The 21,128-nt window shown below is 34.5% G+C and carries 14 protein-coding genes; 7 read left to right on the plus strand and 7 right to left on the minus strand.

The annotated features are described in order from the left end of the window. Positions 1 to 42: 42 nt before the first annotated feature. Positions 43 to 1,320: an acetyl-CoA C-acetyltransferase gene (locus AC1Q5Z_RS04245; RefSeq protein ID WP_343585830.1), complete on the minus strand. Its 1,278-nt coding sequence runs from the start codon at positions 1,318 to 1,320 to the stop codon at positions 43 to 45. A 236-nt stretch (positions 1,321 to 1,556) separates the two neighbouring features. Between AC1Q5Z_RS04245 and AC1Q5Z_RS04250 the strand changes: the two genes are divergently transcribed. Beyond that, positions 1,557 to 3,956, plus strand: coding sequence for a TonB-dependent receptor (locus tag AC1Q5Z_RS04250; protein WP_289057843.1), 2,400 nt, complete (start codon positions 1,557 to 1,559; stop codon positions 3,954 to 3,956). Positions 3,957 to 4,441: 485 nt separating this feature from the next. Here the strand turns inward: AC1Q5Z_RS04250 and AC1Q5Z_RS04255 are convergent, their stop codons facing one another. From AC1Q5Z_RS04255 to AC1Q5Z_RS04265, 3 genes are all read right to left on the minus strand, one after another. Then, on the minus strand, positions 4,442 to 5,464 hold the full coding sequence (locus tag AC1Q5Z_RS04255; RefSeq protein ID WP_343585834.1) for an LLM class flavin-dependent oxidoreductase: 1,023 nt from the start codon (positions 5,462 to 5,464) through the stop codon (positions 4,442 to 4,444). A 64-nt stretch (positions 5,465 to 5,528) separates the two neighbouring features. Then, entirely contained in the window at positions 5,529 to 5,936 is a 408-nt protein-coding gene (locus tag AC1Q5Z_RS04260) for a DUF1634 domain-containing protein (RefSeq protein WP_198855975.1), read from the minus strand. Further along, the gene (locus tag AC1Q5Z_RS04265) at positions 5,923 to 6,759 is read right to left on the minus strand and encodes a sulfite exporter TauE/SafE family protein (protein ID WP_343585836.1); all 837 of its coding nucleotides are present in this window, start codon (positions 6,757 to 6,759) and stop codon (positions 5,923 to 5,925) included. Before AC1Q5Z_RS04265 ends, AC1Q5Z_RS04260 begins: the two co-directional genes overlap by 14 nt. Before the next feature lie 276 nt (positions 6,760 to 7,035). On the opposite strand from AC1Q5Z_RS04265, the gene AC1Q5Z_RS04270 reads away from it, so the two are divergent. Next, complete coding sequence (locus tag AC1Q5Z_RS04270; protein WP_492443878.1) at positions 7,036 to 7,899, plus strand: helix-turn-helix domain-containing protein; 864 nt, start codon at positions 7,036 to 7,038, stop codon at positions 7,897 to 7,899. 100 nt (positions 7,900 to 7,999) lie between these two features. After that, positions 8,000 to 8,500, plus strand: coding sequence for a hypothetical protein (locus AC1Q5Z_RS04275; RefSeq protein WP_343585840.1), 501 nt, complete (start codon positions 8,000 to 8,002; stop codon positions 8,498 to 8,500). Between the two features lie 94 nt (positions 8,501 to 8,594). Here the strand turns inward: AC1Q5Z_RS04275 and AC1Q5Z_RS04280 are convergent, their stop codons facing one another. After that, a complete protein-coding gene (locus tag AC1Q5Z_RS04280) occupies positions 8,595 to 9,029 on the minus strand; it encodes a DoxX family membrane protein (RefSeq protein WP_177209880.1) in 435 nt (144 codons plus the stop codon). Between the two features lie 7 nt (positions 9,030 to 9,036). Continuing rightward, positions 9,037 to 9,594 carry a GNAT family N-acetyltransferase gene (locus AC1Q5Z_RS04285; RefSeq protein ID WP_343585842.1) on the minus strand — a complete coding sequence of 186 codons (558 nt, stop codon included), beginning with the start codon at positions 9,592 to 9,594 and terminating at the stop codon, positions 9,037 to 9,039. 245 nt (positions 9,595 to 9,839) lie between these two features. On the opposite strand from AC1Q5Z_RS04285, the gene AC1Q5Z_RS04290 reads away from it, so the two are divergent. The 3 genes from AC1Q5Z_RS04290 to AC1Q5Z_RS04300 all read left to right on the plus strand — a co-directional run bounded on the left by AC1Q5Z_RS04290 (position 9,840) and on the right by AC1Q5Z_RS04300 (position 13,718). After that, positions 9,840 to 10,853 carry a zinc-binding alcohol dehydrogenase family protein gene (locus AC1Q5Z_RS04290; protein ID WP_492443879.1) on the plus strand — a complete coding sequence of 338 codons (1,014 nt, stop codon included), beginning with the start codon at positions 9,840 to 9,842 and terminating at the stop codon, positions 10,851 to 10,853. A gap of 143 nt (positions 10,854 to 10,996) precedes the next feature. After that, positions 10,997 to 11,383, plus strand: coding sequence for a DoxX family protein (locus AC1Q5Z_RS04295; RefSeq protein WP_492443880.1), 387 nt, complete (start codon positions 10,997 to 10,999; stop codon positions 11,381 to 11,383). 130 nt (positions 11,384 to 11,513) lie between these two features. After that, the gene (locus AC1Q5Z_RS04300; RefSeq protein ID WP_492443881.1) at positions 11,514 to 13,718 is read left to right on the plus strand and encodes a TonB-dependent receptor; all 2,205 of its coding nucleotides are present in this window, start codon (positions 11,514 to 11,516) and stop codon (positions 13,716 to 13,718) included. 76 nt (positions 13,719 to 13,794) lie between these two features. Here AC1Q5Z_RS04300 and AC1Q5Z_RS04305 read toward each other — a convergent pair whose 3' ends face one another. After that, the gene (locus AC1Q5Z_RS04305) at positions 13,795 to 17,724 is read right to left on the minus strand and encodes a hybrid sensor histidine kinase/response regulator transcription factor (RefSeq protein WP_492443882.1); all 3,930 of its coding nucleotides are present in this window, start codon (positions 17,722 to 17,724) and stop codon (positions 13,795 to 13,797) included. A 395-nt stretch (positions 17,725 to 18,119) separates the two neighbouring features. Between AC1Q5Z_RS04305 and AC1Q5Z_RS04310 the strand changes: the two genes are divergently transcribed. After that, positions 18,120 to 21,125 carry a SusC/RagA family TonB-linked outer membrane protein gene (locus tag AC1Q5Z_RS04310; protein WP_492443883.1) on the plus strand — a complete coding sequence of 1,002 codons (3,006 nt, stop codon included), beginning with the start codon at positions 18,120 to 18,122 and terminating at the stop codon, positions 21,123 to 21,125. Positions 21,126 to 21,128 lie beyond the last annotated feature (3 nt).

A 21,128-nucleotide genomic window follows, 5' to 3' on the forward strand; every position in this document is an offset into this window, starting at 1 on the left:
TTCAGCAGATTTATAAAATTGAATTGAAATATTTTTAAAAAATTATTTTTCGATTATCATGGTAACTCCTTGACCTCCTGCAGCACAAATAGAAATTAAGCCTCTTCCTGAACCTTTTTCGTTCAATAATTTGGCCATTACGCCAATAATTCTTCCGCCAGTTGCGGCAAATGGGTGCGCGGCTGCTAAACTGCTTCCTTTTACGTTCAATTTATTTCGATCTATTGCGCCTAACGTTTTCTTTAAGCCAATTTCGGCACTTAATTCAGGGCTTTCCCAGATTTTTAAGGTTGCTAAAGTTTGAGCAGCAAAAGCTTCGTGAATTTCGTAATAATCAAAATCTTGCAAGTTTAATTCTGCTTTTTCCAACATTCTTGAAGCAGCAAATAAAGGCGCTAACAGAAGATTCTGTTGATTTTTGACATATTCAATAGCAGCAATTTCTGCGAAAGTAATATAAGCCAAAATAGGAAGTCCTTGTTCTTTTGCCCATTCTTCGCTAGCAAGAAGAATACAGGAAGCTCCATCTGTTAAAGGTGTTGAATTTCCTGCAGTCAAAGTACCATTTACTTTGTCAAATGCTGGTCTTAATTTCGCTAATTTTTCAATTGTACTGTCTCTTCTAAGATTATTGTCTTTATCCAATCCGTTGAAAGGCGTAATCATATCATCAAAGAAGCCTTCATCATATGCTTTTGCCATATTCAAATGACTTCTTAAAGCAAACTCATCTTGGTCTTCACGCGAAATTTTATAATATTTTGCTGTAATCTCAGTATGTCCGCCCATAGAGAGTCCAGTTTGAGATTCTTCATTTCTAGGAACTAATGGGGATAAATCTTTTGGACGAAGTTTTAAAAACGTTTTAATTTTTGAACCTAATGATTTTGCTTGTCTTGCTTCTAAAAGAATTTTTCTTAGTTTTTCGCTTACCGCAATCGGCATATCACTGATAGAATCTACGCCACCGGCAATTCCTGAGTCAATTTGTCCAAGTGCAATTTTGTTGGCAATATAAATAGCACTTTCAATTCCGGTATCGCAAGCCTGCTGCAAATCACATGCAGGTGTTGCTGGATCTAGACTGGTTTGCATGACGCATTCTCGAATCAAATTGTTGTCATAAGTATGTTTAATTACTGCACCTCCCGCAACTTCGCCTAATAATTTTCCTTTTAGATTGTATTTATCAATAAGACCATTGAGTGCAGCGGTCATCATTTCTTTATTTCCCACATTAGAATAGGCTGTATTAGCTCTTGCAAAAGGAATTCTGTTATAGCCTACAATGGCAACTTTTCTTATTGTATTTGATTTCATATCAGGAAGTTATTTGTTTTTGGTTTTGAAATTTCGAAATATAAAGATAGAAATAGATTTTGGTTTCCTTCTTAATGCAGATTAAGATTATCAGGAAATAACTGAGAATTAAAGTTTTTAGAATTATTTCTACTGATCTTCTTTATTTTGTTGTATTTATTTAGAATGGATAAAAATAATTTGGAAAAGTTGAGATTAGCACATACTTTTGTCGCTCAATTTAAAATCAAAACCAAATGAAAATAATTTTTAATCCAAAAGTTTACTTTTTCGTACTGCTTTTGAGCTCATTAAATATGATGGCGCAACAGCTTGGAACTGTAAACGGGAAAGTTTCTTTGAGTGGCAATAAACCTGCAGAAAATATTGCTGTAGCTTTAAAAGGAACAAAATATTCAGATATTACGACTGTTTCAGGACATTACGAAATTAAAAATGTAAAACCAGGAACTTATACTATCGTATTAAATGGAGTAGGAATTCAGCCTATTGAGGATAAAATCGTAGTTAATTCAAAACAAGTAACAACTAAGAATTTTTCTCTTTCAGAAAGCCAGGAAGATCTTGATGAAGTGGTGATTAAAAAGAATAAATACAAGCAAGATAAGCCTTCATTGTCATTACGTCTTCAAACGCCAGTTTTAGAAATTCCTCAAAACATACAAATTGTAAGCGGTCAAACCTTAAAAGACCAACAAATTACAAGTATGAGCGACGGTGTAATCCGAAATGTGAGTGGTGCTGTACGTTTGGAGCATTGGGGAGATTTGTATACCAATATTACAATGAGAGGTTCTCAAATTCAAGCTTTTAGAAACGGATTTAATGTAGTTTCTTCTTTCTGGGGACCATTAACTGAAGATATGAGTTTTGTAGATCATATCGAGTTTGTAAAAGGACCAGCTGGTTTTATGCTTTCAAGTGGTGATCCAAGCGGATTGTATAATGTGGTGACTAAAAAACCGACAGGAGTTACAAAAGGCGAAGTAAGCGTTCTTGGCGGAAGCTACGATTTTTATAGAGTGAGTGTCGATCTTGACGGAAAATTAGATAAAAAAGGAAAATTGCTTTATAGATTTAATGGAGCAGCACAAAAGAAAGGATCTCATCGTCCGTTTGAGCACAATGACCGTTATGTTATTGCGCCAGTTATTTCATACCAATTTGATGATAGAACTAAATTGACTTTTGAGTATAATTTTCAATATGCAAACATGACAGAAGTTGGTTCTTACTATGTTTTTGGACCTAAAGCGGGTGGTTATGCTACTTTGCCACGTGATTTTACCATGACGGCACCAGGTTTGCCAGATACTAATATTCAAGATCACAGTGGTTATTTGCAATTTGAACATAAATTTGACGAAAACTGGAAATTGACAGCTCAGACTTCTTATTTCAAATATATTCAACAAGGATATAGTTCTTGGCCATCTGCTGTAGGGCCAGCAACAACTGCAAATGGAGACATTGGTAACGGAGATATTATTAGAAATGTGGGTATTTGGGATGCAGATAGTAATATGTTTTTGGGACAAATTTTCGTGAATGGAAAATTTAATACAGGAGCCATTTCTCATAAAGTTTTGGGAGGTGTAGATTTAGGTGACAAAGATTATATGGCAGATTGGGGACAGTCTCATGATCTTGATACTGTTGATAATCCTTTTAATATTTATAACCCTAATTATGGAACTCCTTCGAATGGTTTTCCGCAATTTGATCACGATACACCTTTAAGCCAAAGAGCAGGAGGACTTTATGGATCAAAATATGCAGCAGGATATATTCAGGATGAACTTGGATTTTTTGAAAATAAACTGAGAGTAACACTTGCAGCAAGATATACATGGATTAAACAGACTAGCAGCTATGACGACCCACAGGAAGATAGCCATATTACACCACGTTTTGGAGTAAGCTATTCTATCACTAATGATTTTGCTGTTTACGGGTTATACGATCAAGCTTTTACACCGCAATCTGGTGTTGTTAGAGATGGTGAGTTGAAGCCATTAACAGGTAATAACGTCGAATTTGGTATCAAAAAAGATTGGTTTGACGGTTCTTGGAATACTACTTTGTCTGTTTATAATATTTTGAAAAAGAATGAATTAACTAGTGATCCTTTAAGTACTCCGTCGAATCCGACAAAAATTGTATTGGGAGAAAAAAGAGCGCAAGGGTTTGAGTTTGATTTAAGAGGAAAAATATTTGATGGTCTTAATCTTATTGCAAATTATGCTTTTACAGAATCTATTGTAACAAAATCTAATGTGGAAGGTATTGAAAAAGGTGATATTGTTCCTGGATATTCAAAACATACTGCAAATGCATGGTTAAATTATACTGTTCAAAATGGTAAATTAAAAGGATTTGGAGCTTCTATAGGCGGTACATTCCTTGATGGACGTCAAACAGATACTTGGGGTGAAGGTCTTGAAAGATTGCCTACTTACTTTAAGTTAGATGGAGGACTATCTTATGAAATAGGGAAAGTTAAAGTAACAGCAAATGTATTTAATATACTAGACAAATATCTATACAGTGGTTCTTATTATGAGTGGTTACAAGCTTACTATTGGCAGGCAGAACCAGGACGAAACTTTAGAGTTGGTCTTACTTATAAATTCTAAATTGGTTTGTTATCGTTGAAAAATTGCAAATCATAACAAAAGCATCGTCTTAATTGGCGATGCTTTTTTTTAAGATGCTAAGATACTAAGGTTCTAAGTACAAAGATTCTTAAAATTATAATTCTTTTGAATTGCCTCCAGTTTTAACTGGAGGTAACAAATAAAGATCTAAAAAAAAAGGCTTTAGCCAAACTAGTGATGTTTGGCTATAGCCTTTTAGATTTTGCTATATTTTCCATCCAGCTGAAGCTGGACGCTACTTAATTATTGGAGAGATTTTAAAATTCTATTAGTAAAACCATCTTTTCTCGCAGATTTTGCAGATCGTGCAGATTTTTTAATTCATAAATAATGATTTGCTTCATGTACCAAAATCATTTTAAATCTGCGTGAAAATTTCACAAATTTTAATAACAATAGCAATCTATAAAATAAGGAATAAAAAGAAAAAATCCTTTTAATCTGTGCAATCTGTGGCAAAAAAACTATCCCTTCTTAATCAAAGGAATCAATTTTGTGCCAATCAATTCAATCGCATTCATTAATTGTTTATGCGTTAATCCAGCATTATCCATTTGGAAAGTAAATCGATCTACGCCTCCAAGTGCTTCGCTGTGTCGAAGGATTTTCTCTGCAGCTCTTTCCGGACCTCCGACAATTAAAACGCCTAGATCATCAATTAAACCATCAAATTTGCCTTTTGTTACAGGAGGCCAACCTCTTTCGTATCCTAATTTCGTCCATAATTCGGCATAACCAGGATAGTATTCTTCAATTGCTTTTTCTGTTGTGGTACCAACATAGCCAGGCGAATGTAAACCGACTTTTAATTCATTTGGTTTATAGCCCGCAGCTTTTCCTGCTTCTCTATATAAATCAACTAAAGGTTTAAAACGATGTGTTTGTCCGCCAATAACAGCAACCATTAACGGAAGCCCAAGTGATCCAGCTCTTATAAAAGATTCTGGAGTACCGCCAACTCCAAGCCAGATAGGCAATTTCTCTTGTATTGCTCTCGGATAAACAGGTAAATTATTTATGGCAGGACGAAATTTCCCTTCCCAGTTTACAAACTCGTTGTCACGAATCTGCAAAAGCAAGTCTAGTTTTTCGCTGAAAAGTTTATCATAATCATTCAGATTGAATCCAAAAAGGGGATAAGCCTCAATAGAAGAACCACGACCAACTACAATTTCGGCTCTTCCTTTCGAAATTAAATCTAAAGTCGCAAAACTCTGATAAACTCTCACAGGATCTGCAGCGCTTAAAACGGAAACAGCACTTGCCAGTCGGATACTTTTTGTTCTTGCTGCTGCAGCACTCAAAATAACAACCGTAGCAGAATCTAAAAACTCTTTTTTATGATGTTCTCCAATTCCGAAAACATCTAGACCAGCCTGATCTGCAAATTCAATTCGCTGTAGTAGCTGTTCCATAGCATCAACACTGCTCAGAGTATTGTTGTCGCCATACATTGCCGAAGCAAAACTGTCTATTCCTATTTCCATATTTTTAAATTTCAATATTTAAATTCCAAATTCTACAATCTTAAATCTAAATTCTATAATTTTTTTAATGTGAGAAACCAAAGGATATACTGATAATGATAATCAGGATTACAATTAATGTAATGCCAACGTATAAATAATCTTTTTCCAATAAAAATGAAAATAACGAAAGCAGCACACGTAAAACAGGTGTCATAAACAAGAAAATAATTCCTGTAAATATTAACGATTCTCCGTTTCCTTGAATTGCTCCGTTGTAAATTGTGGCGATTACTTCAAATATATTGCGATCATTTTCTTTAAAAACAGAATAATCCTCAATCTGATTTCCGTTATGAATCAAATAAACAATTCCGCCAATGAAGGCTACCGATAACGAAATCCAAACTCCGTAACGAAGCAAGTTTCCTATAATTGTCTGAAAATCTTTTTCTCCAAATTTTTCTTCCTGTACCATATTAGATTTTTCCATTTAGTCCGTTATATATCATATTGATTGCCAAAACAAAAATTAGGCAAGCAAAAAATATTCTCAATTTCTTTGGGTTTGTTCGCACTAAGATTTTGGCTCCAGCCATAGCTCCAAACAAAACTCCAATTACAACTGGCATACAGATTCCAGGTTCGATATATCCTTTTTGAATATAGATAACAGAACTCGCCATTGCCGTAACACCCATCATAAAATTACTGGTTGTGGTTGAAACTTTAAAAGGAACACGCATAATATTGTCCATTGCAATTACTTTAAAAGCACCAGAACCAATTCCGAGCAATCCAGACATCATTCCGGCAACACCCATCATACTAAAACCGCCAATTACATTTTTGGTTCCGTATTTTATGACTTCTCCATCATGAGCAGGATAAGTTCCGTCCAATTTTAGCTTTTTAGCCAGCGGACTAGATTCTAAAACAATATGTTCTTCTTTTTTTCGAAGCGAATTAATAGCAGAGAAAATCAGCGTTAAACCAAACAAAACGGCTATAAAAGAAGTAGGGGCAATAGTCGAAAGCAATGCTCCGCAAACCGCTCCAATTGTAGTGGCGATTTCGAGAAAAATTCCCATTCGCATGTTGGTGATTCCTTCTTTTACATAAGCTGCAGCAGAACCCGAAGAAGTGGCGATAACAGAGACTAAAGCAGCTCCAATGGCATAATGAATATCGACACCGAGAATAATGGTGAGAAGCGGAATGATGATAATTCCTCCGCCCAAGCCTGATAATGAACCGATAAAACCAGCTAAAAAAGCTCCTAGAATCATTATAAGCGTAAAGGTAAGTATTGTCATTTAAGATATGTTTTTTGTATTTGCTAATTTACGAATACAAATTTGTTAGAAACAGCTTTATGACCTTAAATATACCTTAAAAATTTTTTAGTGTTCAGTGTTTGTTTAGTGATCAGTTTTCGGTCGCAGTCTCAGTCCGCTTTAGAGTCTAGAAGCTTTGTCAAAGTTTCAAACTTTGACAAAGCTAACTGTTCTTACCGCAAAGACTGTAACTGAGGCTGAACACTAAAAAAAGCGGTATATTTGAAATGATAATGATTACCAAAAAAAGCAGTCTTGAAGAATAAAATCCTTACTTATTCCTTAACGCATCATAAGAGTTTGTTTTCTAATGCAGATCAGAAAGAGTATTTCTATATTCGGACAAGCGATCATCCATATATTAGCGAACCTTATCGTGCAGAAAGTTATGCAATTGAATTTCTGAGAAAAGGAAGCATAATCATGCAGACGGGACTCGAAAAAAAAGTCGTTCATGCTCCAGCTCTTATTACTTTGGGACCATCTGTGATTAGGAGTTTTTCTAAAAATGATGATGAAATTTTAATTGATATTATATTTTTTAAGCCACATTTTTTTCTCGAAAATCAGACAAATGTGTTTTTTCTTGCCCAATATAATTTCTTTGAAAACCATCATAGTCATTTGTCACAACTTGCCAAAACAGATGAAAATAAATTTGAACGTATTTTTAATTTGATTAAAGAAGCATCAGAAAACAGATCTAAGAATCAAGCTTCTATTTTGAGAAGTTATCTGTATATTTTAATTTATGAAATTGATGCTATTCAGGAAGAAAAGAGCATTACAGAAACGCACAATCCTTTATTTGAACAGTTTAAAGAACTGCTATTTAAGGACTTTTTGAATTTTAGAACGGTACAGCATTATGCTGATAAACTAAATGTAAGCCGAAAATATTTATCTGAAGTCATTAAAAAACACAGCGGTAAGACTGCGAGTGACTGGATTAGCGAAATGGTGATTCTAGAAGCCAAAGTTTTATTGCAGCATAAAAAAATGTCCATCAATCAGATAAGCGATTTGCTCCATTTTACTGATCAATCTGCTTTTGGAAGATTCTTTAAAAACTACGAAGGAATTTCGCCTTTAGAATATCGGAAAAAACAAAACGATTAAAATAGGGTTTCCGACATTTTGCACAATTTTGAAGCCGTATCGCTCTTTTTTCGGACCTATAATCGGTACAACTTTGCTCTTTTATTAAAAAGGAAAAGAAATGAGTAAAATTGCAAAATTTGTTGTCATCATTAACGACAATGTCTTTTGGATGGAAGACAAAGCTGTCCAGTTTTATACCAATTTATTTAAGGAAAAAGATTTGGGAGAAAAATATGCAGAACAGCATCTTTCTCAAAAAGAATTGTTTCGAATTCAGAATGATTTTTCGATCGAAATTCTGATGGCATATCTTGGTGAAACACCACAATCGTATTTAAAATTGGATTCGTCAAGAATATTAAACGAAAATCTGGGAGCGTTAAAAGCAATTAATCTAAGTGAGATTATTTATTTTGATGAAGAAGATTTAAAAGCGCTTATTAAACGTGCCGAAGAAATTGCTTACCAGCGAAAACATGATTTAATCTGGGTGAAAACTTTTGCCATAGACAATGCTTTAATCGATATATTACGATTATTGAATTACGAAGAATTTGATTTGGAAGAAAGTAGGGAAGATCAATTTCCAAAACGAATTTATTTCCGAAAAAAGATTTGAATTGATTTTTTTTGGTTGATAGTTGATAGTTTTTGGTTGTTAGGAAAAGTTTTTAACCCATCAACTATCAACCAAAAACCATCAACCTAAAAAACTATATTCTATTGTCAACAGCATAAGATGTTTTTCCAATATTAGCCAATAGTAAAGCTGCCGCACAACTTGTCCAAACCGAATAATCAAGAGGCGCTTTTACAGAAACGGAAACTGACATGGCAAAAGCAAAAAAGAACATTAAAATGGTAGTTCCTAAAGCGGCAAGTCTGGTTTTGAAACCAAATAATAGTAGAAGACTCAGTAAAACTTCAAAGAAAGTGGCAACTCCTGCAAGAATTTCTGCTGTGGCTTTGTTGGCAAAAGAATTTAGGGTTTGTGTGTAGATAACAAAGTTTTCCCAATTTCCCCAGGCGACTGCGTTAGATCCCGGTGCGCCCCAAACTCCAAATCGGTCTGCTACGGCCGAAAGCATTGTGATTCCTAAAACTATTCTTAAAATTAAACCTGCTTCTAATATTGTGATGTTTTTCATTCTATAATTAATTTTTGATTTGAAGATGTTCTAGGTTCTTCTTAACCAAAGTTTTGTTTCCAACTACTTTAAAACCAAGCTTTAAATACAGTTTTTTAGCACTCGGATTGTCCTCTTCAACCAGGAGACCTAAAACCTCTTTATTTTTATGAACGTATTTATCAATCAAAAATTGCAATAATTGAGAACCAATTCCTTTTCCCTGATATTTCGGATTCACGCCTAAAGAATCAATATAATATTCTCCAGCACGGGTTTCCAATTCTGGATCAAAGTCAGGATTGTAGTGTTTGCGAACGTATTCGATTATTGGCGCGCGCAATTCTTCAATATCTGCACCATTATAAATATTTACTGCACCAATAATTTCGTTATTCTCTTCTGCCACAAAACAGTTTTGATAAGAATACTGATTGTTTTCACTTTCGACAAAATGTTGCAGAAAATCTTTCGCTACAGCGTAATCTTCCTTTGCAATAAATTTATAGATAATGTCTTCCATTGCTAATAATAATATAGGAGCAATATATTTTGAGTCTGATTTTTCGGCTTTTCTGATATTCATAGTGTAGTATTTTTAGCAAATTTAAGGCTTTATTTAAATGCATAGCCACGAAGCTATTGGGACTATATGTTTAATTTCTTAACAAGCATTCAATAAAACCTGCTTAAAAAACTTAGCCTCTTAGCAACTTAGAACCTTAGCATCTTTGAAAAAAATATACAAATATACACTCAATATATACCAATTAAGAGATTTCAACTCGTCTTATCTTTGTGGTATAGTTTTAATTTAAATATTAAAAAGAAATGAAAGCAATAGGATTTAAAACATCATTACCCATAGAAAACCCAGAAAGTTTTATCGAGTTTGAAGCCGTAAAACCAATTCCAGGGCCACACGATTTATTAGTTAAAATTGATGCGATTTCTGTAAATCCAGTCGATTTTAAAATTCGCCAGAATAGCGCAAAAGATACGGTTCTTGAAACTCCAAAAATTATTGGCTGGGATGCTGTCGGAATTGTTCAGGCTGTCGGACAAGATGTTACTTTGTTTGAAGTTGGAGATCCTGTATATTATGCAGGAGATATTACCAAACAAGGGAGCAATGCCGAGTATCAGATTATAGACGAAAGAATTGTGGGCAGAAAACCTAAATCGTTAAGCATCGAAGAAGCAGCTGTAATTCCGTTGACCGCTTTAACCGCTTGGGAAATTTTATTTGACAGAATCAGAATTACGGCAGATAAAGACAAAGGAAAATCGATTCTAATTATTGGCGGAGCAGGAGGAGTAGGTTCGATTGCCATTCAATTGGCTAAGAAAATTGCGGGTTTAACTGTTGTTGCAACAGCATCGCGTCCAGAAACAATTGCTTGGTGCAAACAGCAAGGAGCAGATTTTGTGGTAGATCATAAAGACCTTGTTTCATCTGTTCGAGAAGCAGGTTTTGAGTATGTTGATTTTATTTTAGATTTCGTAGACACCAATGCTTATTGGGATACAATGGTCGAATTAATTAAACCTCAAGGACATATTGCCTCTATTACCGGAAGTAGCGATCCAGTTGCATTAACCAAATTAAAGAGCAAAAGCGTGTCTTTTTCTTGGGAATTAATGTACACTCGTTCAATGTACCAAACAGAAGATATGGTAGAACAGCATAATATTTTAAATATCGTAGCAGATTTGTTGGATGATGGCATTTTGAAAACAACTTTAAATACAACCTTAAACGGACTTTCAGCTGAAAATCTTAAGAAAGCGCACGAACTTTTGGAGTCTGGACGAACAATTGGAAAGATTGCTATCAAATTTTAAAGCTAAAAATGAGCTTTGTGATCGCCTAAAAACGGTTATTTGGAATTGTTTTAAATAATATTGTTTTTAAATAGGAAATTTTTGTATTTTAGTCGGCTTACAAACCCAATTGATATAAATTTTTAACCTAAACAAAATTATTTATGATTTCAAAAAACACAGACCTTGGATTATTGCTATTGCGTTTAAGTACTGGTGGATTAATGCTTTTTCACGGTGTTTCTAAACTGATTCACGGAATTTCGTTCCTCGTAGAAAACATGGGCGCATTTGGATATGCCGTTTATATTGGCGAAGTTTTAGCTCCAATTGCCATTTTATTAGGATTTAGAACTAGAATTGCCGCAGTTCTTTTGGCAATAACTTGTATCGTAGCAGTTGCAACAGCACATGCTCAGGAGATTTTCTCTATCAGTGATCATGGAGGTTACGCTTTAGAATTATTGGGGCTTTATCTGTTTGGTGCTGTAGCATTGTTCTTTACAGGAGCTGGTAAATATGCCGTTTCTAAAACCAATAAATGGGATTAATTTTCTCAAAGTAAAAGGTTTACTATATATAGAAAAGCTCTAAATTTTTGATTTAGGGCTTTTTTTATGGTTATTCTTTTAATTATGCTATTTTTGTGTCCATACTACCCCAATAATTATCAAAATAGCAATGAAATTCTTATTCTCCTTTATCCTTTTTATTTTTTCTTTTGCAATTAATGCTCAATCTCTAAATGGTATTGTAAACGACGCTGACGGAAAAGCATCATCAGAAGTTTTGATTCGAAACCTAAATTCAAAAACACACGCTCATAGCGATGCAAACGGAAAGTTTACTTTAGAAGGCGTTCGGGTAAATGATAGTTTGGTTATTACCAAAAAAGGATTCTCTACTCAAAAAATAAAACTAGCTTCTTTAGATTTTCTGACGATTTCATTAGAGGAAAAGCCATTTTTGCTAGAAGAAGTTAAGATTGGCAATAATCTTAAATATCTGAATACTATTTCTAAGATTGATTTTGAAATTCAGCCTATTTCTAATTCTCAGGATTTATTGCGTAAGGTTCCAGGACTTTTCATAGGTCAGCATGCTGGCGGAGGAAAAGCAGAACAGATTTTTTTAAGAGGTTTTGACTGTGATCACGGAACCGATATCAATATTACCGTAGACGGAATGCCAGTAAATATGGTTTCGCACGCACACGGACAAGGTTATTCGGATTTGCACTTTGTAATTCCGGAAACGGTTGATAATATTGATTTTGATAAAGGGGCTTATTTTGCAGATAAAGGCGATTTTACCACTGCTGGATATGTTGGTTTTAATACTAAAAATGCTTTGCAAAATAGTTCTATTTCTTTTGAGGGCGGACAGTTTGATACTTTTCGTACTGTAGCCATGTTTAATTTATTGAATAAAGAAAATCAGTCAGCTTATTTTGCAGGAGAATACATGATGACTGATGGTTATTTTGATGCTCCGCAAAACTTTAACCGAATTAATTTGTTTGGAAAATACAATGCTAAAATGGAAAATGGAGATCGTTTGGCTATCTCGGTTTCACATTTTAAAAGTCAATGGGATGCTAGCGGACAGATTCCAGATCGTGCTGTAAACGACGGAACTATTTCGCATTATGGAGCAATCGATCCAAATGAAGGCGGAAATACAGACAGAACCAATTTCAATCTGCAATATGATGCAAAAATTGATGAAAATACACACATTAAAAGCAGTGCATATTTAAGCAAATATGATTTTGAATTGTATTCTAATTTTACTTTTTTCTTAAATGATCCTATAAATGGCGATCAGATTAAACAGAGAGAAAACAGAACTATTGTAGGCTTTCAGTCAGAATACGATCAGAAATTAAACAATCAATGGCGTTTTAAATTGGGCGCTGGACTTCGAAACGATAATAATAAAGATGTAGAATTATCGCATACTTTAAACAGAAAAACAGTTTTAGAGTATTTGAGTTTAGGGACTGTAAATCAGACCAATTTATTTACGTATTCAAGTCTTGATTTTACATCTGGAAAATGGCTGGTAAACGGAGGTTTGCGCTTAGATTATTTCAAATTTGGTTACGAAGATCAATTGGCGGCAACCTATACCAATCAGACACAGACAAAAGCAATTGTGAGTCCGAAACTGAACTTTTTGTATACTCAAAATGATAAATTAAACTATTTCTTGAAATTAGGAAAAGGATTTCATAGCAATGATACGCGTGTAGTAGTGGCGCAAAAAGGGGAAAAAATTCTTCCAGAATCCTACGGAGCAGATTTAGGAATCAACTGGAAACCATTTCCACGCATGATTATTAATTCGGCAATTTGGTATTTGTATTTAGCGCAGGAGTTTGTTTATGTGGGAGACGAAGCGGTTGTTGAACCAAGCGGGAAAACAGAAAGAAAAGGTTTCGATTTTGGTTTCAGGTATCAATTGACCAATTGGTTGTTCTGGAATACCGATTATACGTACACGCACGCAAGAGCAATAGATGAGCCTAAAGGAAATGATTATCTGCCATTGGCTCCAAAAAATACTTTAATGAACGGAATTTCGGTTAAAGATCTAAAAGGATTCTCAGGAAGTATAAGAACTCGTTTCTTAGGAGATAGACCAGCAAACGAAGACAATTCGGTTGTAGCAAAAGGCTATTGCATTACCGATTTCTCTGTAAATTATCAGATTAAGAAAGTTTCGATAGGCGTAAACATCGACAATATTTTCAACACCAAATGGAAAGAAACACAATTCTTAACCGAATCAAGATTGGCAAATGAAACGGATCCTGTAGAAGAAATTCATTTTACTGCTGGAACACCGTTTAATGCAAGATTGATCTTGAAATATATGTGGTAGAAATTAGCCAATGAGTCAATTAGATAATTAGATAATGAGAGTAATTGACTAATTATCTAATTGACACATTTTCTAATTATCTATTCGCATTGATATAATCTGTTGGCGACATATTAAAATGCTTCTGGAAATTACGTCCAAAGCTCGTTTGCGATTTGTAGCCTACCATTTCTGCGATTTCGTACATTTTGTAGTTTTCGTTTAATAATAACTCTGCGGCTCTTTTTAATCGCACGATATTGATTAATTCGTTCGGACTTAAGTTTGTGATGTCTTTAATTTTTCGGTATAAAGTTGAACGGCTCATATTCATGATTTCGGCAAGCGATTCTACACTCAAATCCTGATCTGTAATGTTTTTAAGAATTTCGTCGTCGAGTTTTTTCAAGAACTTTTCGTCGGTTTTATTGTGAGCAATGCTTTTAATGTGCGAAAGGGGAGAACTCGCATAATAATTCATAATCTGTCTGCGGTTTTCAATCAAGTTGTTTGCTTGTACTTTCAGATAATCCATAGAAAAAGGTTTTGCCACATAAGCGTCGGCACCAACTTCAAGTCCGTCGATTTGAGATTTTAGCGAATTTTTGGCAGTTAATAAAATAACCGGAATATGACTCGTTTCCAGATTAGTTTTAATCTTTTTGCACATCGTAATTCCGTCCATAACAGGCATCGTTACATCTGAAATAACAAGTTGGATGTTTTCGTTATGAATGATTTTGAGTGCTTCTTCGCCATTTTCTGCTTTTAAAATCGTGTATGTTCCAGCCAATTCGGTAGTAATAAAACTCAAAAGATCTTCATTATCCTCTACAACCAAAACCTGCGCTTTTTCGTTTTTAATTTCAACAGCTTCTTTTGGCGTTTCATTTTCTGTCTGTTCTTTTTCAGCATCGGCATAAAGCATAAATTCTTCTTCCTGATGTAACGGAACAAGCAATTCGAAAATATTGTAACTAGCATCTTCAATCAATTCTAAACTTCCGTTATGCAATTGCGCCAAAGAATGTGCTAACGAAAGTCCGATTCCAGTTCCTGAAGCCGTACTGCTGTCATCAACCCTGAAAAACGGTTCGAAAATCTTATTTTTTAAATGAATAGGAATAATGTTTCCATCATTTTTTACAATCAAATGCAGTTTCTTTTCATCTCTAAATAAAGAAATGGAAACCTTTTTGTTTGAATATTTAATAGCGTTGTTGATCAAATTGCTGAGAATCTTTTTAAAAGCTTCTTTATCGACAAAAGCATGAATGTCTTTTTCGCCCAATTCCAAGTCAAATTCCAATCCGCGCTCTTCAATTAATTGGCTGAATCTCAAATGAAAATTTCGAACCATCGAAGAAATATTCGCTTCGACGAAAGTCAATTTCAAACCTCCAATTTCCGATTTTCTAAAATCAAGCAATTCATTTACGAGCTTCAATAAGCGCGAAGTATTTTTCTTCATAATCGAAAGATGCTGAGGCACTTCTTCCGATTCGTATTTCATTCCCAAAAGCTTTTCTAGCGGACCTTTTATTAAAGTTAGAGGCGTTCTGATTTCGTGCGCTACATTGGTAAAAAAGTCAATTTTTGCCTGATAGATTTCTTTTTCTTTTTCGTCGTTTAGATGCTTTATTTTGCGGTTATTCTTAATCTGAGTCAGATTTTGAGAATAGCGGATAATGTAATAAAATCCAGCACAGCACAATATAAAATACAAGACATAGGCATAAGTGCTGGCGTAAAACGGAGGCAGAATGGTAATTTTAAGTTTTATTTCTTTACTCCAAACCCCAAAACTATTCAATGATTTTACTTTAAAAACATAATCTCCAGGAGCCAGTTCGGTGAAGAAAACTTTGTTGTTTCTTCCTAAATAAACCCAGTCATTATTAACGTTTTCAAGCTGAAACCAATATTCTGTCAATTCTGGCGCCGTATAATTTAAAGAGGCAAATTCCAGATTAAAAGTTGACTGATTGTTGTTGAGCTCCAATTCGTCCACAAACGAGATAGATTGCGAAATAGGAGAGTCGGGACTGTTAACCTCAATATCTTTATTGTTGATTTGTAGATTGGTAATGTAAATAAAAGGCGTGTATTTGTTTTTGCTAAAGTGCTTCGGATTAAAACTGATCATTCCGTTTAGGTTTCCAAAATACATATCGCCGTTTGCATCTTTAAAAGCCGAATTATAATTGAATTGATCGCTCAGTAATCCGTTTGCAGTGGTAAAAATCTTGATGGTTTTATGATCTGGACCAAATTTCACTAAACCTTTAGAAGTTGTCAGCCAGAGATTTTTAGAATCGTCTTCCAAAATAGAATAGAAAACATTGCTCGGCATTCCGTTTTTGGTTGTGAATTTGGTAAAAGTATGATTCTGTCTGTTTACGAGATTCAATCCGTTTTCAGTGGCGATCCACAGATTTTTAAAACTGTCTTCAAAAATGGCGTTGATGGTATTGTTGCTTATTCCATTCGGATTTTTATAGTCATACGTAAAAACCTCTTTTTTCTTCGTTTTCGGATTATAAAATAATAATCCGTCACGATAACTTCCTGCCCAAAGATTGCCATCGCTGTCTTCCTTCATATTCGTATAATGATACGTTTCTGGAAAGAACTTTAGGATTTCAAAATTATCGGCTTGTTCGTTGTAACGGTAAAGCCCCGATGTCGTTACGACAATCAGTTCCTTGTTTTTCATTTCGTAGAAAGAAAAGATAAAATTGCTATGAAGTCCGCTTCGCCCGTCATTTGCGCTGTAATGTCTTAAAACTGCACCAGAATTTCTATCCAAAACATCTAAACCATGTTCAAAAGTTCCGACCCAGATTTTGTCTTTTCGAGGCATTAGAGCATGAATATTATAGTAGGAAACAGGATAAGACGTAAACTTTTGTGTTTTCGGATTAAAACGATTCACGCCAGCATCTTCGGTTCCGATCCATAAATCGCCATGATCGTCCTTATGAATTTCTCGAACTGCGCTTCCGCTAATGGAATTTTGATTGTTCTGCGGAAAGTACTTTTTAAACTGCGTGTATTGTTTCTGATGGTAATTGACACCGCCAAAATACGTTCCAATCCAGATTCCGTTTTCCTTGTCAATGGTAATCGAGTAGGCGGCATTGTCTGAAATAGCATACGGATCGTTGTAATTTTTCTTCAGATTTACAGCCGTTTTGGTTTTCAGATTATACACGTAAACACCCGATTCGCTCGCAATCCAAAGTTCGTCGTTTCCTTTTTTTCTGAATTGACGCACGAAAACCGGTTCTTTAATTCCAAATTTAAGTTCGCTTGTCGTTTTATCTTTTCTATTATATAGGAGTACGCCGTGATCGAGCGTGCCAATTACTATGTTTTCGCGATCAACAGCATAAATAACAGTGATTCTAAAATTGGCTTTATCAGCAGGCGGATTTAGAGCAATGTTTTCAAAAGAAAGGTTTTCTTCAGAATAATGATAGATTTTATTTAAAGAAGAAGCCCAGATTTCGCCTTTATAATCCTTTGTTATCGAAGTAGTGATAAAATATTTGTTTGGATTAAAAGTGGTCGTTTCTTTCTTTTTTGGAGAATATTTATACAAAATGTTGCCCGAAACAAACCAAATGTTGTCTTTTTGATCGTGATTGATGTCATTGATACGATCATTTATGGCTTCGTTCAAAATCGTAAAGTTGTCCAGCTTTTTATCGTAATGATACAAACCTTTGTCCGTTCCAACCCAAATCGTGCCGTTGTGTTCATGCAGCGATTGAATATAATTGCTTCCTAAACTATGTATTGGGTCTCCGTTGCTTCTGTAGGTTTTAAAACGATAGCCGTCAAAACGATTTAGACCATCTTTGGTTCCAAACCACATAAAACCATCATTGTCTTGAATGGAGGTTAAAACGGTATTGTTGGAAAGTCCTTCTTCAACCTGAAAATGTTTAAAATAATAATCTTGCGCATTCGAAAAATTTATCGAAAAAAAGCTGAAACATAAAAAAAGAAAGAATTTACGCATAGGTGTATTTATAAGGCTTAAATCAATATTTCTGCATATCGTCTCAATATTCAACAAAATGTTGCATCTGAATGAAAACGGACTGTTTTTAATACAATTTGAATCATTTGAGAGAGATATTGACACAAATGAAGCATTTTATTTTGAATAAAAAGCCCCTAATTTGAATTTTCAAATAAATGATATTGATAAAATTTTAAGGTTAAAAATATACTATCAATAAAATAAAGTTTGAAAAATCTAACCATTAATAATTTTGAAACAAAATGAACAATTTATTAGAACCAAAGAATATTAATTCTTTTTTTGCCCGTATTCCAGACGGATAAAAAAGAGCAATATTTCATTAAACCAAACCACAAAAAGAAATAAAACTATCTAAAATGCAAAAATCAATGAAAACAAAGTTCACTCACTTTTTAACGAAGAGATATCACCTCTTGGTTTTCTTTAGTTTATTACTGCAGTCCGCTTTTGCCCAGCAGATTACTGTTACGGGAAAAGTTACTACCGCAACTGGCGAATCGGTTCCTTTTGCGAATGTTTTAATAAAAGGATCCCAAAATGGTGCCGTTACAGACTTTGACGGAAGCTATAAAATTACCGCCAGTGGAAATCAGACACTAGTTTTTAGTTCGCAAGGCTACAAAACAATCGAAATTGCAATCAACAACAAAACTTCTGTAAATGTTACTATGGAAGAAAATGCCATGAAATTGGACGAGATAGTTGTTGTAGGTTATGGATCGCAACAGAAAAAAGACCTTACAGGAGCTGTTGCATTAGTTAAACCAGAAGAAATTCAGAAAAGACAAGTTACAACAGTTGCAGACGGACTTCAAGGCTTGGTTACGGGAGTTAAAGTTCGCGGTGGCGGACGCCCAGGCCAAGAAGCCAATGTTGAAATTCGCGGACTTAAAAACCTTCAAAATACAAACCCTTTATATGTAATTGATGGTCTGGTAACTTCTGCAAACAGAGATTTTAACCCGAATGATATCGAATCGATTCAGGTTTTAAAAGATGCTTCTGCAGCAGCAATCTATGGTTCTAGAGCAGCAAATGGTGTTATTATCATTACGACTAAAAAAGGTAAAAAAGGGCCGCTTCAGGTTGAAGTATCAGCAAAAAGCAGTTTTACCTCTATGCCTCGCTATGATTTAATGGGAACCGAAGAGTTTGCTAAATACAACAATATGGCGTATGACAATGCTGGACTTCCGAGACAAAACTTAAATATGGCTGTAAATACAGATTGGCAAGATGCTGTTTTTAAAACGGGAATGATGCAAGATTATAATGCTAGTTTTTCTGGAGGAAGTGAGAATTCTTCATTCTTTATGTCTGGAAATTATTTTGGAAATCAAGGTACTGTTATCGGAACTGATTTTGACAGAATTTCATTCCGTGTGAATTCAAGCGGTACAAAAGGAATTTTTAGCATTGGAGAAAATTTAGCCATTAGTAATTCTAAAACAGATGAAATGTCTGGAAATCCAATTATTGATGTGTACAGAATGACACCTACAATTCCGCTTTATGACGCTTCTAACCCAGGCGGATATGGTTACGGAAAACAAGGAGTTGCCGATACTTTTGGAACAAACCCTTTGGCGTTAGCTGATTTTTCTAACACAACAAACGAAAACTTTAGAATTAGAGGTAACATTTGGTCTGAATTAAAATTTGTGCCTTGGTTGAAATACCGTTTCAATTTTGGTTATGAAACAAGTTTTGATTCTTATAAATACATGAGAAAAAAAGGAAGCTGGACTTTAAACCAGCCTGAGGATCCTTCTCAGACAGACCAAAACAAAGGAAGATCAGAAACTTTATTGTTCGAAAATACATTGACTTTCAAGAAAGAATTTGGAAAGCATGATATCACGGTTTTAGTTGGTCAGACCTATCAAAAAGACAATTACGATCAGATTTACGGAACAAAAAGAAATCTTCCGATGAATTCTGGAACTGGAGAATATTATGAAGTTTTAAACCAAGGAGATTCGCCAGTTGTTGGAGGTTTTATTAATGAAGCGGCTTTAACGTCGTATTTAGGAAGATTAGAATACAATTATGATAATCGTTATTTATTCAATGCCGTAATCAGACGTGACGGATCTTCAAGATTCAGCGATGGCAATAAATGGGGGAATTTTCCATCTATTTCTGCAGGATGGAGAATAAGCAACGAATCTTTCTTTAAATCAGAATTCATTAAAGATTTAAAATTAAGAGCAAGTTATGGAGAATTAGGATCTGGAAATATTGGAAATTACGAGTACAAAAGCTTCGTAAATAATTTTGGACAAATTGTATTAGGAAAAGACCAGACTTTATATCCTTCTGCAACTCAAGTAAAATTATCAAATTCTGAATTGCGTTGGGAAAAACTAAAACAAACCAACTTCGGATTGGATTTAGGAGTTTTAAATAATGATTTACGTTTTACGGCAGATTATTTTATTGCTCGTACTGAAGATGTATTATTTGGTTTCCCAATTTTATTGACTACAGGAAACGACGGAGGAAACCCAATTTCTAACGCTGCAACTGTAGAAAATAAAGGTTTTGAATTGGAATTGGCTTATAGCAAAAAAATCAATGATTTCTCATTTAATGCTTCTGTCAACTTTACCAAAATAAACAACAAACTGGTTTCGTTGGGTAACGGACAAAATGAAAACTACTCAGGAAATACAGTAACAAGAGCTGGTTTGCCAGTAGGAATGTGGTATGTATTGCAAACAGATGGATTATTCCAAAATCAGCAAGAAATTAATAATTACAAAAATGCTGACGGAAAAGTAATCATGCCAAATGCTGTTCCTGGAGATATTCGTTTTAAGGATAACAATGGAGACGGACAAATTACAAATGAAGATAAAACAATCGTTGGAAGTCCGTGGCCAGAATTTGAAATGGGTTTAAACGCTGGAGCTGAATATAAAGGCTTTGATTTTTCTATGAACTGGATTGCTTCTCATGGAGCTACTGTTTATGACGGATTTAGAAGTGTCGTAGATCGTTTTGATGACAATAGTAACTACCGAAGAGGCATTCAGCCTTGGACACCTGAAAATCCAAATACCGATTTTCCTAGAATTACAAAAGGATCAACTTTAAATTCAAGAGGAGATACAGATCGTTTCTTAGAAAATGGCGATTTTATCAGATTGAAATACATCGGATTCGGATATAATTTTCCACAAAGTGTCTTAAAAGATTCAGGTATTTCGAGAGCAAGGTTAACATTATCGGCACAGAACATTATTACAATTACTAAGTATAAAGGATTGGATCCTGAGTTTACCAACAGTAATATTTTTGAAAGAGGTGTAGATAATGGGGCATTCCCAAATCTTAGAACATATTCTTTGGGTGTAGAGTTTAGCTTTTAATTA

Source organism: Flavobacterium sp. GW823-FHT06G12 (assembly GCF_058794775.1).